The following is a 16451-nucleotide window of genomic DNA, read 5'->3' as shown; positions in this document are numbered from 1 at the left end:
GTTTCTTTTTCAGAATTTAAAATAAACGATATATTTGCAGCCGCTAATCCGGATAAGGAAAAGCGATAAATAAAGGCCTCGTGGCGCAACTGAATAGCGCATCTGATTACGGCTCAGAAGGTTCCAGGTTTGAATCCTGGCGAGGTCACTTTTTTAGAAACTAAATTGAATTAAAACCCTGTAAATATAATGATTTACAGGGTTTTGTGTTTTTCAAGGTTTTTGTTTGAGAGACTTTTATTAGGTTTATTTTCTCACAAATCGTCAACATAAAACTTATCCTGTCAACATGTTGAAACTTTGACTATCAGTGGCTTAAAATTTTGTGGGTTTGACTTTCGTCTTTTAACTGAATGATACCTATACATACTTCTAAAACATTTTCATTCTTATTTTGGGTGTATACTTCCAGGGTGAATTGGGATAATGAAAGTGTTGGTGCTCTTAAAATCCCTTAAACAGATATGATTTTAAATGGCAAGTTCAAAGTCAAGTACTGAAGGCCTCGTTAATCGTTGGATTCTCAAGGCTTATTTTTGTTTTTAGTAGTCTTTGTCTTTCCGTTGTTTTAATATCCTTTAAAATGGTAGAATAATATATTTCCAGTTTGTTTCGTGATATAATTGACAGACTTTTTTGAATTCAGTTTTTGTAGACAAAAATGTTTGTTTCTAGTTTAAATGTCAATTTCATAGACAAAATTCTTTGAATTCAATTTCTGCACACAAAATTTATTTGAAGGTCGGAAGACTTAATTGATTAGAGCTATTTGTCTTATATTCTTTGCCATTACCCTTTTTTCAATTTAGTACATGAAACCAAAAAGACAAACAGGAATGATATTTCCAAACCCTTTTTCTATATCATCTTTTGCAATGTAGGCATTCTTTGTAGCGGCTATTTTTTTTTACTTTTATTTTTTTTTCGCCTATCTCAAACGTGTAGGTTTTATCAATTACAGAATCAGCAGTTTCTGAACGGTTGATTTCATGTAAACCTTTAAACTGATTCAAGAAAAAAGTTTCCCGAACATTTCCAATATTGGTGTTTTCTTTTGCTAAAGTATACTTTAAATTCGTGTTGTTCAATTATAGTTTTTCAGGTTTGGTTGATATATCAATTATGGAAGTATCTTTCTTCAACTCATTTACCAAACCGTCACGTTCCAGTATTTTTTATACTTTGTACCAACATATTGCGAGAAACTTCTACTTTTTCGTTTTATGCTTTTCCAATAAAGCATTTTGTTCTTTTTTTTGCTTTCTGGATAAAGCAAAATCTGAATATTTAAATAGGGGTATTAAAACACCTGAGCAATTTTCAGATTCACTCTCACCTCCCAGGTCTTTTCAAAATAAAAACCTTCCGGAAATTACCGGAAGGTTCTTGAGAATTTGAAAAGAAATAGATTTTGCTCCTAAATTAGCCCCGAAATAATTCCTTCCAAATCTACTGTAATATTTTCAGAAGCGGGATGCGCAGGCAATCCCGGCATTCGCATCATGTCCCCGGTAATGGGGATAAGGAATCCTGCTCCTGCAGCTATTTCAATTTCCCTCACATTTAGTGTGAAGCCTGAAGGTCTTCCCAAGAGCAAAGGATCATCAGACAAAGATTTCTGAGTTTTGGCAATACAAACCGGTAATTCTTCAAGTCCCAGATCCAAAATGGTCTTTAGATTTTTCCTGGCTTTTGGAGAAAACTCAACCCTATCTGCACCATAAATTTTCTTGGCTACTGTTTCGATTTTGGTCACTACATCCTGTTCCCATCGATATAGAGGTTTAAATTCAGACTTTTTTTCTTCAATGGCTTCTATTACTTTTGTAGCAAGATCGAGAGCTCCTTCACCTCCTTTAGCCCAACCGTCAGAAAGGGCAACTTTTACATTTAGTTTTCTTGCCAGATCAAAAATAACCTGTATCTCTTCATCGCTATCGCTGTAGAATTTATTAATGGCGATAACGGGGGTGATGTTATATAATTTTGCGTTTTCCAGATGTTTTTCCAGGTTTGGAAGTCCTTTTATCAAGGCATCAACATTGGGTATTGTAAGTGTTTTTAAATCCGCTCCCCCGTGATATTTGAGCGCCCTTATTGTGGTTGTCATGACCACCGCCTTAGGAGCAAGTCCAGCACTCTGACATTTAATATCGAGGAATTTTTCGGCTCCAAGATCGAATCCAAAACCGGCCTCTGTCACGGTATAATCTGAAAGGCTCATCCCCATTCGGGTAGCAATGACAGAGTTTGTGCCCTGGGCGATATTTGCAAATGGACCTAAATGAATAATCGCAGGGTTTCCTTCAATAGTTTGCACAAGATTAGGCTTTAGTGCATCCTTCAGCAAAGTGGCCATAGCCCCTTCAGCATTCAGATCTCGTGCATAAACCGGTCTTTTCTTGAAAGTATAGCCTATAAAAATATTTCCTAATCGGCCTTTGAGATCATCCAGGTTTTCTGCCAGGCACATGATTGCCATGATCTCAGAAGCGGCCGTAATATCAAAACCACTTTCTCGGGGAATTCCCGAAGCTGTTCCTCCAAGACCGATCACAATATTCCGTAGGGATCGGTCGTTCACATCCATTACTCTTTTAAGAGAAACAGTGCGGGGATCAAGTCCCAGGTTATTGGATTTGGATTGAATATTATTGTCTACTAAAGCGGCAAGCAGGTTATGAGCTTTTTCAATTGCTGAAAAATCTCCTGTAAAATGAAGATTGATATCTTCCATTGGAAGGACCTGGGAATATCCTCCTCCAGTAGCGCCCCCTTTCATCCCAAAGACAGGTCCTAAAGAGGGTTCGCGCAGAACTACTGTTGTTTTCTTTCCAAGTCTGTTCAGGGCTTCAGAAAGTCCTATAGAAACTGTTGTTTTTCCTTCACCTGCAGGTGTTGGAGAAATAGCTGAAACCAGGATCAGGTTGCCATTTTGAACCTTTTCCTTATCAATTCTGGAAAGGGGAAGCTTGGCTTTATACTTTCCGTACATTTCAATTTCCTCGGAATCAAGACCTAATTTCTGTGCAATTTCAGTAATAGGTTTAATTTTAATATTTTGGGCAATTTGAAGATCGGTGAGAGGGGTGGTGGTTATCATTGATTTTCTGCTTTTGAATACTCAAAATTACATGCTATGCCAGATTAGAAAAATGATTAGGATCAGTTAGTTTGAAATTACTAAATCGTTTTCGGAGAATACACAAAATCCAGAAAGGCTTCTATAATCTTGCATTACAAGGATTAAATATAAATAGCAGGTTTCATTGTTGGTTTTGGCTGTAATAAACATCGTAGAAGATATTTTTAGGTCTTTTCGAGAAATACCGTATTGGCTATTCTCCTTTGAGGAAGAATGTCAGTTTTTTAAAAACAAGCATTTAAATTTATATCTTACCAACTCTAAATTAATTAGAGTAAAGAACAGTTTTTTCCAAGTCCTTACCTATGGCCCTAACCAAAAATTTATTTTTCTTCATCATTATTCTGACGCTCTTTTCCTGCAAAACTGAAAGAGAAGTTGCCAGCTTTAAAATAGGCTTCTCTCAGGCGATGACTACCGATAATTGGCGTAAACAAATGAATAGGGCTATGCAGGTGGAAGCCTCTATGCATCCTGAGCTTGAATTGGAAATCAGCGATGCAGGAAACCAGGTTCAGAAGCAAATTGAACAAATAGAAAGGTTTATAGAAGAAGGAGTAGATATTCTTATTGTTTCTCCTATTCAGTCCGTGCCCATTACACCAGCAATAGACAAGGCCATGGATGCCGGAATTCCAACAATAATAATAGACCGAAAGATCGAAGGCAGTAATTATACGGCATATTTGGGTGCTGATAATTTTGAAATTGGATCCAATGCAGCACGTTATATTCTGTCAGGTGAAAGAACCAATGCTGAAATTTTCGAAATTACGGGTGCCGAAGGTTCCTCCCCGGCTCATGAAAGAAGCAGAGGCTTTAGAAGTATTATTGATTCAGTAAATAATTTCAAGGTCACCCATAGTATTAAAGGAGACTGGGAAAAATCTTCGATCACCAATGCCTTAACTGCTCTTTTGGAAGATAATGTGGTTCCCGATTTCATCTTTGCCCATAATGACCGGATGGCCCTTGGAGCCTGGGAAGTAGCCAGAGAATTCTCCCTTGAGGACCAGGTGAAGATCATAGGAGTAGATGGTCTCTTTGGGCCAAGTGGTGGCATTCAGCTGGTGAAAGAAGGAGTTCTAGATGCTACAATCTTGTATCCCACGGGTGGGGCCGAAGCTATTAAACTTGCTCAACATATTTTAGACGGGGAAAGTGTCAGCAAGAATAATATTTTGCGAACAGTGGTTATCGATTCGGTGAATGTAGGGATAATGCAAAATCAATTTGATAAAATTAACCAGCAACAGAATGATATAGCACGCCAACAACATACCATTAATGAACAAATTGCTACTTATAATTCTCAGAGCAACCTGGTGAAGATTATGATAGCCCTGGCTGCTGTGCTCTTTTTCCTGATGCTTTGGAGTATTTACCTACTTTATAAAAACAAAAAAAGCAAGAAAAGGCTGGAATTGAACAATCGTAAAATTATAGTACAAAGAAACCAAATCGAAGATTTCGCTCAAAAACTAAAGGAATCTAACGAAAGTAAAATCAATTTCTTTACCGCGCTTTCACATGAGTTCAAAACACCGCTAACTTTAATAACCAGCTCTATCGAGAATATCTCAAAAAATGCTTCTGGGAGTTTGAAAGCCTTTGATTATGAAACCAAACTGATAATCAATAACTCCAAACGCCTGTTACGACTTATTAATGAATTGCTGGATTTTAGAAAACTGGAAGGGAATTCTTTTAGATTAAAACCATTAAAAACCAATCTCTACGATTTTATTGAAAATATTTATTCTGATTTCAAAAGTGAAGCCTTAAGAAAATCCATAACCTTAACACTTACTTCCAGTGTTGAATCACCTTGGGCTTATATTGACAGAGATATGATGGATAAGGTCTTTTTTAACCTTCTTTCTAATGCTTTCAGGTTTACACCGAAAAACGGTAATATTTCTATCAACCTTTCTGAAAGCGAAGAGCTAATCGAAATTACCTTTAAAGATTCAGGGATGGGAATTCCGAAAGAGGAATATCAACGCATCTTTGATCCGTTTACCCAGGCTACTAATAATGCAAAAGTAAGTTCAGGCCTGGGTCTTTATATCACCAAGCAGTTTGTTGAATTGCATAAAGGACAGATCAATGTCACTTCCCGGCATGGTGCTGAATTTAAGGTCTCCTTGCAAAAAGGTAAAGAGCACCTTGCAGAGTATCAGGTTTCCGAAGAGGAATTACCATTAAAAATGGATCATTCCCATTCGGAACCAATGGAAGAAACCGAAAAACTGGATTTCCCGCTTCCGGCAGAGGATGAGCACAAGGAAAGTCTCTTGATTATTGAGGATAATCATGATCTTTCCCAGCTTCTTCACAAAAAATTTCATCCTTTTTACCGGGTATTTCTTTCTGATGGAACAGACGGAATTGAAAAAGCCCTTGAAATAATTCCAGATGTGATAATCTGCGATTTGAATTTACCGGAAAAATCCGGTTTCGAAATTTGTCGGGAACTTAAAAATGATTTACGTACCTCTCACATTCCCACGCTTATTTTAACGGCGCTGAGCGATGAAGAATCCCGGTTAAAAGCCCTGAAATCAGGTGCCGATATGTATATCACCAAACCATTTAATTTTGAAGTGCTGGAACAATCAATTATTTCCGTCTTATATAACCGGGAAAAGTTGCGGTATTATTATACCAATAAAATCGATGAAGTTAAAGATGAAGCATTCAACACCTCGGATCAGAATTTTCTCAAAGATTTAAATTCCTTGATCGACAAGAATCTGGCACAGCCCAATTTTACTGTAGAAGATCTTGCAAAGCAACTTCATATTTCCAGGGTTCAGCTTTACCGAAAAGTTAAAGCGATATTAGGAATAAGCATTAGTGAATACATCAATTCTCAAAAACTGGCAAAAGCTAAAAGCATGCTTCAGGATTCCAGTCTAAATATATCTGAAATTGCCTACAAGCTGGGTTATTCTTCTCCTGGATATTTCTCCACCTCCTTTAAGAATAAATACGGCGTTTCTCCAAAACAATTCAGAAGTTAAGATAATGTTACTATTGATCATTTTTTGTTCCTCCAAATGAGGTAACAGGAATGAAAAAAATGTATCATATTCACAACTATAACGTTATCGTATAATTTTATTTTTATTTTTAACCTACTGTTATACAGAGGAGTAACTCCTTTTTTACATCCTCTTAACAATATTGTAACTTTTTGAATAGATCTTGGAATTTATCGGGTCAGTTTAAATATACTTTAGTAATCACGATAATAGATTGAGATATGAACAAGATATTCGCCTGGTCGATAAGTGCAGCTTTAGCCGGCTTTTTATTTGGATTTGATACCGTTGTAATATCCGGAGCTGATAAACAACTTCAGGCACTGTGGGGAACCTCTGATGCCTTTCACGGTTCGGTAGTGATGGCTATGGCCTTATGGGGAACAGTGGTAGGAGCTATTTTTGGCGGAATTCCCACCAATAAGTTCGGAAGAAAAAATACCCTTTTAATAATAGGTGTATTATATTTTATTTCTGCACTTGGGTCGGCTCTTGCTAATGATCCTATCACTTTTGCGGCTTTACGTTTTATTGGTGGTTTGGGAGTAGGTGCTTCGACTATTGCAGCGCCTACCTATATTTCTGAAATAGCACCGGCAAAAGACCGGGGCAGATTGGTTTCTATGTACCAGTTCAATATAGTTTTAGGGATTTTAATCGCTTTTCTTTCTAACTACTTACTAAGAAATACAGGGGAGCAACCCTGGCGATGGATGGTTGGAATTGAAGCCGTACCGGCTTTTATATACTTCCTGTTTGTATTATTTATTCCTAAAAGTCCCAGGTGGCTTATTTCAAAATCAAAAAATTCGGAGGCAGCTGATATTTTGCAGACTATAAACCCTGAAACAAACCTTGAAACGAAAATGCAGGAAATAAAGCAGCAGTCTGAAACTAAAGTTTCAGGGGAAACAATCTTTATGAAAAAATATCGGTTTCCGCTCATTCTGGCTTTTTTGGTTGCTTTTTTCAACCAGCTTTCCGGGATAAACGCTTTTCTGTATTATGCTCCAAGAATTTTTGAAGAGGCAGGCCTTGGAGCCAGTACCGCTCTCTTGAGCAGTATTGGAATAGGCGTGGTGAATTTGCTCTTTACCTTATTGGGAGTTTTCTTAATAGATAGACTTGGAAGAAAACAATTAATGGTAATCGGATCTTTTGGCTATATCATTTCGCTTTCCCTTGTGGCAGCTGCGTTTTTCCTTAATTGGGGCGGGCTATGGGTGCCAATATTCCTCTTTCTTTTTATTGCAGCCCATGCCATTGGTCAGGGGGCGGTGATCTGGGTATTTATTTCCGAGATCTTTCCAAATCATTTGCGGGCATCCGGACAGGCTTTTGGTTCTTCAACGCATTGGGTGCTGGCGGCAATAATACCCTCGCTCATCCCATTTTTATTTTCCACTATTGGGGCGGGCTACGTATTTGCCTTTTTCGCCTTTATGATGGTACTGCAGCTCCTATTTGTGATCTTCATGATGCCTGAAACCAAAGGTAAATCCCTGGAAGAGTTAAGTGAAGAACTGGCATTAAAAGATAACGGGGAACTTTCATATAAAAATCAATAATCAAAGCAGAAGCCATGAAATATATTTATCAAAACTTACTAATCATTGTTCTTGGAGGCATGCTCTTTACCTCATGTAAAGATCATGAAACTGAGAAGCCGACCTCAGAAAATGATACCGTAGTGCAGGCCGACGAAGATTTTCGTCCTGACTTTCATTTTACCCCAAAATCGGGATGGATGAATGATCCCAATGGTATGTTTTACCTCGACGGGACTTATCATCTCTTTTTCCAGCATAATCCTGATGATAATGTATGGGGACCTATGCACTGGGGCCATGCCACTAGTACCGATATGATAAACTGGGAGGAGCAGCCTATTGCCCTGGAACCCGATGAACACGGGACTATTTTTTCGGGGAGTGCCGTTGTAGACCATCAAAACACATCCGGTCTGGGAGATGGGGAGACCCCTCCGGTTATTGCCATTTTTACTTATCACGATGCTGAAAGAGAGCAGGAGGGTGAAGATGATTTCCAAACCCAGGGAATCGCCTATAGCCTGGATGCAGGAAAAACCTGGACCAAATATGAAGAAAACCCTGTTTTGGGCAACCCAGGGATCAGGGATTTCAGGGATCCCAAAGTTACATGGTATGAAGAAGCAAACAAATGGATCATGTCACTGGCAGTCCAGGATCGTATAAGCTTTTTTTCTTCTCCTAACCTTTTAGACTGGGAACACGAGAGTGATTTCGGACAAGATATGGGAGGCCACGGGGGAGTTTGGGAATGCCCCGATCTTTTCAAAATGGAAGTGGAGAATACCGGGGAAGAAAAATGGGTGCTTCTGGTAAGCATTAATCCCGGAGGGCCAAACGGAGGTTCTGCTACTCAGTATTTCGTAGGTGACTTTGACGGAACCGCTTTTACTCCCGATGAATCTATTGCAGGGATGGGAGAGGAGCACCAATATTGGTTAGACTTTGGAAAAGACAATTATGCCGGAGTAACCTGGTCAAATATCCCGGAAGAAGACGGACGCCACTTATTTATTGGCTGGATGTCTAACTGGCAATATGCCAATGAAGTTCCTACGGAAACCTGGAGAAGTGCCATGACCCTTCCACGGGATCTTAACCTTATCCAACAGGAGGATACTTACCGAATTGTTTCTACACCGGTACGTGAACTTGAAGCATATCGTTCTGAAGGAATTTTAAAAAAATCGGTTGAAGTTGAAGACAGCACCAGTTTGGTCAGCTCCCTGGATCTTGACCTAAGCCGAGCAGAAATAGTCTTTGAGATCTCTCAACTCCAGGAGCAGGAATATGTGTTCTCATTGAGCAATGAGATAGGAGATGTTTTAAAATTCGGTTATGAGCACGGCAAGGGAGAATTCTTTATTGATAGAAGTAATTCCGGACTGGTGGATTTCAATGATAATTTTGCAGATAAGATTTCTACTGCTCCGAGACTCTCAGCTTCCGAAAACCTCAAAGTCCGTGCAATAATCGACAATATGTCCATCGAACTTTTCTTTGATGATGGCCACACGGTAATGAGCGAGATCTTTTTTCCGCAGCAGGCCTATACTAATTTTTATGCTAAAGGAGATCAGAAATTTGAAATAAGCAATTTGAAAATTAACCAAATAAAACAAAATAAGGAATAAGTACTGTTCCCATAAGCCAGTAGATTTCTGCGCATAAGCTTTTATTAATCACACATTTTTAACCCATGAAAAAAATGATATTTCTCTTACAAATATTCTTAGCCAGCACTTTGTTTGCTTCCTGCTATGATGACGATGTTGTTTTTATAGATGAGATCGATAGCCTAAGAATAGAAAAACTCCTGGAATTTAATTTTGATGATTCATCTGAAGATTCCGTAACAGAAACCTCTACAGGGGAGACTTTTCCTGTCGAAGGGAAATCGGTAAACCGAATGGAAGGAATATCGGGAAATGCTTTGTTCTTTGACGGATTGAGCAATGAAATAAATGGTCAAATTGCTACCAGGCTGCTTCCCGAGGATGAAGTAACCATTTCACTTTGGGCATCCCCTAGATCTTTTCCCGTCGGGACTGCCGCTATGCTCGCTATGACTTCAGAAGGTTCTGAGTCGGGTATAATGGTTGGGCTAAATACTTTTGGGCAGATCGTAGTACAATACTTTGTAGATGGTTCTTTTGAACAAATCGTAAGTACCACAAGCCTTCCTAAAAACCGCTGGAGCCATATAATAGTTGGAATTAGTCCAGCTACCCAAACGGTAAATATCTTTCTTAACCAAGAACAAATTACTTCTGGTAGTGCCCCATCAGGTTCAATCACCTGGCCATCGGGCAATACTCCTTTCAGTATAGGTAAAAACACCATGGGAGAATCTCTAGGAGATTTTGAAATCGATTTCTTTTCCGGGGCCCTGGATGAGGTGCAGGTCTACTCCGGAAGTGCTACTCCGGCAGTTGCAACCTTCATTAGTGAACAGTATGGTTCCCCTGGTGAAGTAGATTATAACCTGGGAATCGACTATTCCGGGGATCCACACCGGCCAATCTATCACCCAATCCCTGATTATGGCTGGACAAATGAATCTTATGGCCTGGTGTATCTTGACGGAACTTACCATATGTTCTTTCAGAAAAATGAAGTTTTTCTCGGTATTGCACAACAGAACTGGGGCCATTTAACCAGCCCTGACCTTGTAGACTGGGACGAACAGGATGCTGTTTTATGGCCGACTGAAGGATGGGATCAGGCCGGCATATGGTCTGGTGACGCCATAATTCTGGAGGACGGTACTCCTGCCGTTATTTACACAGGGGTAGATGGAACCCGTGCCGGAATGGGGACTGCATTTTCTTCGGATAATTACCAAACCTTAGAGAAAAATCCTAATAACCCACTTATTCCTGCTGCTCCGGAAGAGGTAGACCTCGATTTCCGTGATCCATATGTGATTCATAAAGATGGTTTATACCACATGATCATAGGAAGTGGAATTGCTGCAGAAGGAGGTAATGTGGTTTACTATACCAGCGAGAATTTTGAAGACTGGACTTACCAGGGCATCCTGTTCCAGGGAGATAAAAGCCAGGGCCAGGGAGAATTCTGGGAAATGCCGGTCCTTCACGAAATTTCTGACGGGAGATTTATTCTCCTGGTTCAGAAAACCCCAGACAATACCTCTCCGGCCATCACTTTTTACTGGACCGGTAGTTTCGAAGACGGTGAATTCATCCCTGAATTTGAAACTCCTAAATACCTTGAGGTAGTCAATGGTTTTCTTTCTCCGGCTGTAAGTATCGATGCAGAGGGCAGAACAACTGCGATAGGAATTATTCCCGATGAAGTCTCACCGGAATTTCAACAGCAACAGGGATATGCTCATTTATTCAGTATTCCGCAGGTTTGGACCTTAGACCAGGAAGGAACAATTTTAATTGAACCTCACCCAAACTTAGCGGACTACCGAGGAGAAGAGGTGAATATTGGAAATGTTAACCTTAAACCTGGGCAGGAAAACAATATCGACTTCAACGGAAAACATTTTGAAATGCAGACCACTTTTGATACTGGTAGTGCTGACAAGTTTGGATTTGTATTTGGAAAATCGGAAACCAGTGGTGAACAATATAAAGTGTACTACGATTTCACTACCCAGCAATGGGTGGTAGACGCCTCAGAATCTTCAACTTCAGACCTGGTCAGAAGAGATGTACGTAGAGGTTCTTTCAACTTAAGCCAGGGAAGTACTGTTGATGTCCAGGTATTTGTAGATGGTTCGGTACTGGAAGTATTTATAGATGGGAAATCACACTTTACGGGAAGATTCTTCCCCGAAAGTGCCGATGCCAATGGAGTTGATCTCTTTGTAGAAGGAGGATCTGCCTCGGCCGATGTCACCATATACAATATCGAGAATTAATAAAATAACCTAAACCCAATTATGAAAAATCTAATTGTTATAATACTCTTTCTCTGGTCTTTTAGCGCTTTAGCACAAGACCGCACCATAACGGGTACAATTGTAGACGAGAATGATATTCCCGTTCCCGGTGCCAGTGTTCTTGTAAAAGATACCTCCAGGGGGACAATGAGTGATTTCGATGGGAATTTCGAATTAAATGTTAGTCAAGGCGAGACCCTGGTTATATCCTTTTTAGGATTTCTCACCCAGGAAATTGTAATAGACGACAGAGATAATTATTCAATAAGGCTTCAGGATGATGTATCCCAGTTGGAAGAAGTAGTGGTGACCGGATATACTACAGAAAGAAAGTCTGACATTGCAGGTGCAATTACGGTGGTTGACGTCTCTGAAGTGTCCCAGGAATTCAGTCCTAACATCCTAACCTCGTTGCAGGGAAGGGTACCCGGGATCCAGGTAAATTCAGGGGGAACACCTGGTGGGAATGATTCGCAAATCCTAATTCGGGGTCTAACCACGGTTAATTCTGGTTCCAGCCCCCTCTGGGTTATCGATGGGGTACAAACCTTTAATCCCTCTTCCCTGAATCCTGATGAAATCGAGAGCATCCAGGTGCTAAAAGATGGAGCTTCCGCCGCTTTGTATGGAACATCTGCAGCAAATGGAGTGATTGTAGTCACCACAAAAAAAGGTAAAGAAGGGGTATCTGAATTTTCTGTGAAGTCGGAAACCACCTTAAACATGCTAAGAGACGATATTGATGTTTTAAATGCAAGACAATGGGCCGATGTCTATTACCAGGCCCGAGCTAATGACGGAATTACTGGCAATTTCAATATGCTTATCGACAACGGTAACGGCTTCGATATTCCTGAGTTTCTTGATGATGAACAACTGCTCCGGTCTTCAGATACCGATTGGGTAGATGTGATAATTGATAATTCTGTATCCTATAATTCCGATGCAAACTACCGTTATGGAGATGAAAATATGGAATTATTTGCAGGGGTAAACTACACTAAGGATAATGGAATTCAAAAATACACCTATTACGATAGGTTTAACGCCAGGCTAAATACCACCTTTAAACTTTGGGATGACCGCATTACCGTTGGAGAGAATTTCCTCTATTCGAATTTTAATGAAGTTCAGGCCAATGAATTTGAAAATGCTATTCTGCAAAATCCCTTATTGCCGGTTTACACTGAGAATGGCACCTATATGGCGCCTGTAATTCAGGATAAGGCTAATTCCCTGGCCAACCTCTGGTCTAACCGTAAGAATGAACAAAGGAACAACCGTTTTCTGGGAAATGTCTTTGCTAATGTGGAGATTCTTGAAGGATTAAATTTCAATACTTCCCTGAATTTCGATTATGTTCGACATAATTTTGATACCCGCACTCAGCCTTTTGTGCAGATGAATCAGATACCAAGTGTTTTTAGAAATATTGATGTTGATCAAATAGAAAATGAATTTTTTAAAACTATTTTCACCAGTTTACTTTCTTATGAATTCGAACTCGACAAACACCGATTTAACGTCTTAGGGGGTATTGAGTTCACCAAAGAAGACGAAGATTTTCTCAATGATCGGATCCGAGGTGTGGATATTACCAATTACCCCGAATATATCGTAAGAACTGATGCTGAATTTCAAACCATTCAAGGTGCTGTTGAATATCGTAAGCAATCCCAGTTTGGATCTTTAAAATATATTTTTGACGATCGTTATATTATCTCGGGAAGTATTCGTCGTGACGGTTCTTCAAGGTTTGGACCCAATAATAAATTCGGAGTTTTTCCTGCAGCATCCGTTGCCTGGAATGTATCTAATGAAGAATTCCTAATAGATTCTGAAACGGTTTCCAACTTTAAGCTAAGGGGCTCCTGGGGTGTAAATGGTAATGACCTTATCGGGAACTACCTATTCTTAAGTGCCTTTCTCAATAACAGTGTTGGAAACGTTATCGAGTTTTCAGATTATGATATCGATGGAGACGGTACAGGTACCCAGGGTGGGATTCTTCAGGCAAGGCAGGCCAATCCTGATATTCAGTGGGAAGAAACCACCCAGTATAATGCCGGATTTGATATCGGGTTTTTTAAAAACAGGCTTTCCCTTAGCGCTGACTTTTTCGACAAACGAACCAATAAGTTGATCCTGCAGCCTATTGCCCAGGCAATAACCGGAGAATCCGATCCGCCGACAATTAACGCGGGGGAAGTTTCCAATATTGGTTTTGAGAGTGTTTTGAGCTTTCAAAGTAAACGGGATAATAATTTCACTTTTGGCGCTGATCTTAACTTCTCACATTACAAGAACAATGTGGAGTCTTTAGATACCGATAATAATTTTCTGTTGAACAATGCGGTGGCTATCACCCAAAAAGGTTCGCCAATTGCTTCTTTTTACGGACTTGTTGCCGATGGAATATTTAGAACCCCGGAAGAAGTTGCGGTTCATGCCCGGCAGTCCGGAAAAGACCTGGGAAGGATAAGGTACAAAGATCTCAATAATGATGGAGTGATCAATAATGACGACCGGACCATAATTGGAAATCCTCATCCCGATTTTATATACGGACTTAGTCTAAATGCGGCCTACAAAGGTTTTGACTTTAGCGCCTATTTTGATGGAAAACACGGTCATGATATTTATAATACCCAAAGGAACCTTGGTGATTTCACCTACTTCAGTTTCAATTTCGGGAAAAACACTCTTGATGCCTGGACACCGGAAAGAGCAAATTCCAATATTCCTGCCTTGAGTACCAATAACTCGAATAATGAAATTCAACCTTCGAGTTATTTTGTTGAAGACGGGTCCTATTTCAGGTTAAAAAATATAACTCTGGGCTATACTTTATCAGAAAATATCACCGATCAAATTGGATTAACAAATCTTCGATTTCATCTATCAGGTCAAAACCTTTTTGACTTCACATCCTTTTCAGGCTTTGATTACGAAGTTTCAGGTTTAGGTGCTGGAGGAATAGGAATCGCAGGATATGGTCTTCCGCATACCAAAACAGTCACTTTTGGCGTATCTACAAACTTTTAAATCGATCTTATGAAAACCATGAATAAAAAATTAAAGCTGATACTACCCTTTCTAGGGTTGATGTTGATCGTCGGTTGTGTTTCAGAAGATGATCTTCATGTTCAGGAGGAAAACACGATTTCTGAAGAGAATCTTGAGCCTGAAGCACTGGTAATTGCCGCATATAGTGCCCTGGATTATCGTTACCATACTGGAGATTTTAGAGACCTTTGGCCTTTTGATCACGCCCCTTCAAACTGGGGGACTTCGGATATTCGTTCAGGGGATGCCTATAAAGGTGGAGGTGGCACTGGGGATAACCCTGGTGGAGGTATGCACCAGCTGGAGACTCATGATCTCTTTCCCTCGAGTGATAATGTGTATAACCTTTGGAGATCTATCTATTTTGGTGTAAAAAGAGTGGATACTGCCCTTCGGTTTTTAACCGAACTGGAAGAGGGGGAATTCGAACAGCGCGATGTGAGACTTGGAGAACTGTATGTACTTAGAGCTCATTTCTATTTTGAGGCTATGAAGAACTTCGGATCTATCGTATGGTATGATGAGAATACTCCGGTAACCGAATTGAAATCTATTTCCAATACTTTTGATGAAGAATTTATATGGGGTAAAATTCAAGACGATCTTAACCGGGCTATTAGTCTGTTGCCGGAAACCCAACCGGATCTTGGTCGTGCCAATGCCCTGGTTGCTCATGCCTATTTGGCAAAAGCACATTTGTTCCAGGAAAACTGGCAGGAAGTAATTTCACATACTAATATAGTGATAAACTCTGGCCAATACAGGTTGGTGGAGAATATCGAGCGTCTGTATTCCGAACCCGGATATGGGAACCCTGAAAATATTTTTGCCATACAATTTTCTATTAATGATGGTTCGCAATACGGGAATGTGAATTTCGGAGATCTTTTGAATTCTCCAGATAGTCCTAATGATGATCCCAACCATCCTTACCTTAACGGGGACGATTTTCACAAACCCTCCCAAAATTTGGCCAATGCTTATAAAGTAAATAACCAGGGTCTCCCGATGTTCAATACTTTTAACTCGGAAAATATTAATGAGGAAGATTTGGTGGACCCCAGACTGGACCATACCATAGGCAGGCCAGGAATTACATGGAAGGACTGGACCGCCATGGCTCAGCAACCCAATTGGAGTAGGGATGCCGGAACCTACGGCTTGTTAGTGCGTAAAAAAAATATGATCTACCCAACTTCCGATGGCATGGCCTCCAATCCTAATGGTTTTCCATGGGCTTTAGGAAATCTTGACTTTCCTTTGATAAAGTATTCAGACCTTCTTTTATGGAAAGCCGAAGCCCTTATTGAAACAGGAGATGTTTCCCAGGGTATCGCAATTATCAATGAGATTCGTCTGCGGGCAAAAAATTCTCCTTATGTCAAAGATTTTGAAAACCCTAATGAGGATGCTGCAAATTACTTAATAAGCACCTATCCAACTTCTTTATCTCAGGAACAAGCTATAGAGGCACTGCGTTTTGAGCGAAGATTGGAATTAGCTAATGAGGGCCACCGGTTTTATGACCTGGTGCGATGGGAAATTGCTGATAGCTATATCAGTGAATATATAGCTACAGAACAGGCACGAAGGTCATATTTGTCAGGGGCTAATTTAGAACCTCACGAATACTACCTGCCAATTCCTCAAATAGAAATCGATGCCAGTGGCGGAGTTTATACCCAAAGACCAGGTTACTAAAAAAAATCAAATTAAAAATAAACCTT

General features: G+C 40.0%; 7 protein-coding genes and 1 tRNA gene. 7 read left to right on the top strand and 1 reads right to left on the bottom strand.

Annotation, left to right across the window (positions count from 1 at the left end; genetic code table 11):
* Positions 1-74 precede the first annotated feature (74 nt).
* Positions 75-148 (top strand) — tRNA-Arg (locus ACW6NC_RS05520).
* 1269 nt (positions 149-1417) lie between these two features.
* On the opposite strand, the gene ACW6NC_RS05515 is transcribed toward ACW6NC_RS05520, so the two are convergent.
* The gene (locus ACW6NC_RS05515; protein ID WP_457864224.1) at positions 1418-3103 is read right to left on the bottom strand and encodes a formate--tetrahydrofolate ligase; all 1686 of its coding nucleotides are present in this window, start codon (positions 3101-3103) and stop codon (positions 1418-1420) included.
* A 347-nt stretch (positions 3104-3450) separates the two neighbouring features.
* On the opposite strand from ACW6NC_RS05515, the gene ACW6NC_RS05510 reads away from it, so the two are divergent.
* The 6 genes from ACW6NC_RS05510 (at position 3451) to ACW6NC_RS05485 (ending at position 16425) form a co-directional block, all read left to right on the top strand.
* On the top strand, positions 3451-6171 hold the full coding sequence (locus ACW6NC_RS05510) for a substrate-binding domain-containing protein (RefSeq protein WP_457864222.1): 2721 nt from the start codon (positions 3451-3453) through the stop codon (positions 6169-6171).
* A 242-nt stretch (positions 6172-6413) separates the two neighbouring features.
* Positions 6414-7760 carry a sugar porter family MFS transporter gene (locus ACW6NC_RS05505; RefSeq protein WP_457864220.1) on the top strand — a complete coding sequence of 449 codons (1347 nt, stop codon included), beginning with the start codon at positions 6414-6416 and terminating at the stop codon, positions 7758-7760.
* 14 nt (positions 7761-7774) lie between these two features.
* Positions 7775-9376 carry a glycoside hydrolase family 32 protein gene (locus ACW6NC_RS05500; RefSeq protein ID WP_457864218.1) on the top strand — a complete coding sequence of 534 codons (1602 nt, stop codon included), beginning with the start codon at positions 7775-7777 and terminating at the stop codon, positions 9374-9376.
* A gap of 65 nt (positions 9377-9441) precedes the next feature.
* Positions 9442-11637: a GH32 C-terminal domain-containing protein gene (locus tag ACW6NC_RS05495; protein WP_457864217.1), complete on the top strand. Its 2196-nt coding sequence runs from the start codon at positions 9442-9444 to the stop codon at positions 11635-11637.
* 21 nt (positions 11638-11658) lie between these two features.
* Positions 11659-14703: a SusC/RagA family TonB-linked outer membrane protein gene (locus ACW6NC_RS05490; RefSeq protein WP_457864215.1), complete on the top strand. Its 3045-nt coding sequence runs from the start codon at positions 11659-11661 to the stop codon at positions 14701-14703.
* A 9-nt stretch (positions 14704-14712) separates the two neighbouring features.
* Positions 14713-16425, top strand: a complete 1713-nt coding sequence (locus tag ACW6NC_RS05485; RefSeq protein ID WP_457864213.1) for a RagB/SusD family nutrient uptake outer membrane protein — start codon at positions 14713-14715, stop codon at positions 16423-16425.
* Positions 16426-16451 lie beyond the last annotated feature (26 nt).

This window comes from Salegentibacter profundi, from assembly GCF_054121475.1.
The sequence above is the reverse complement of the archived record's forward strand: the minus strand, read 5'-3'. Positions and strand labels throughout refer to the sequence as shown.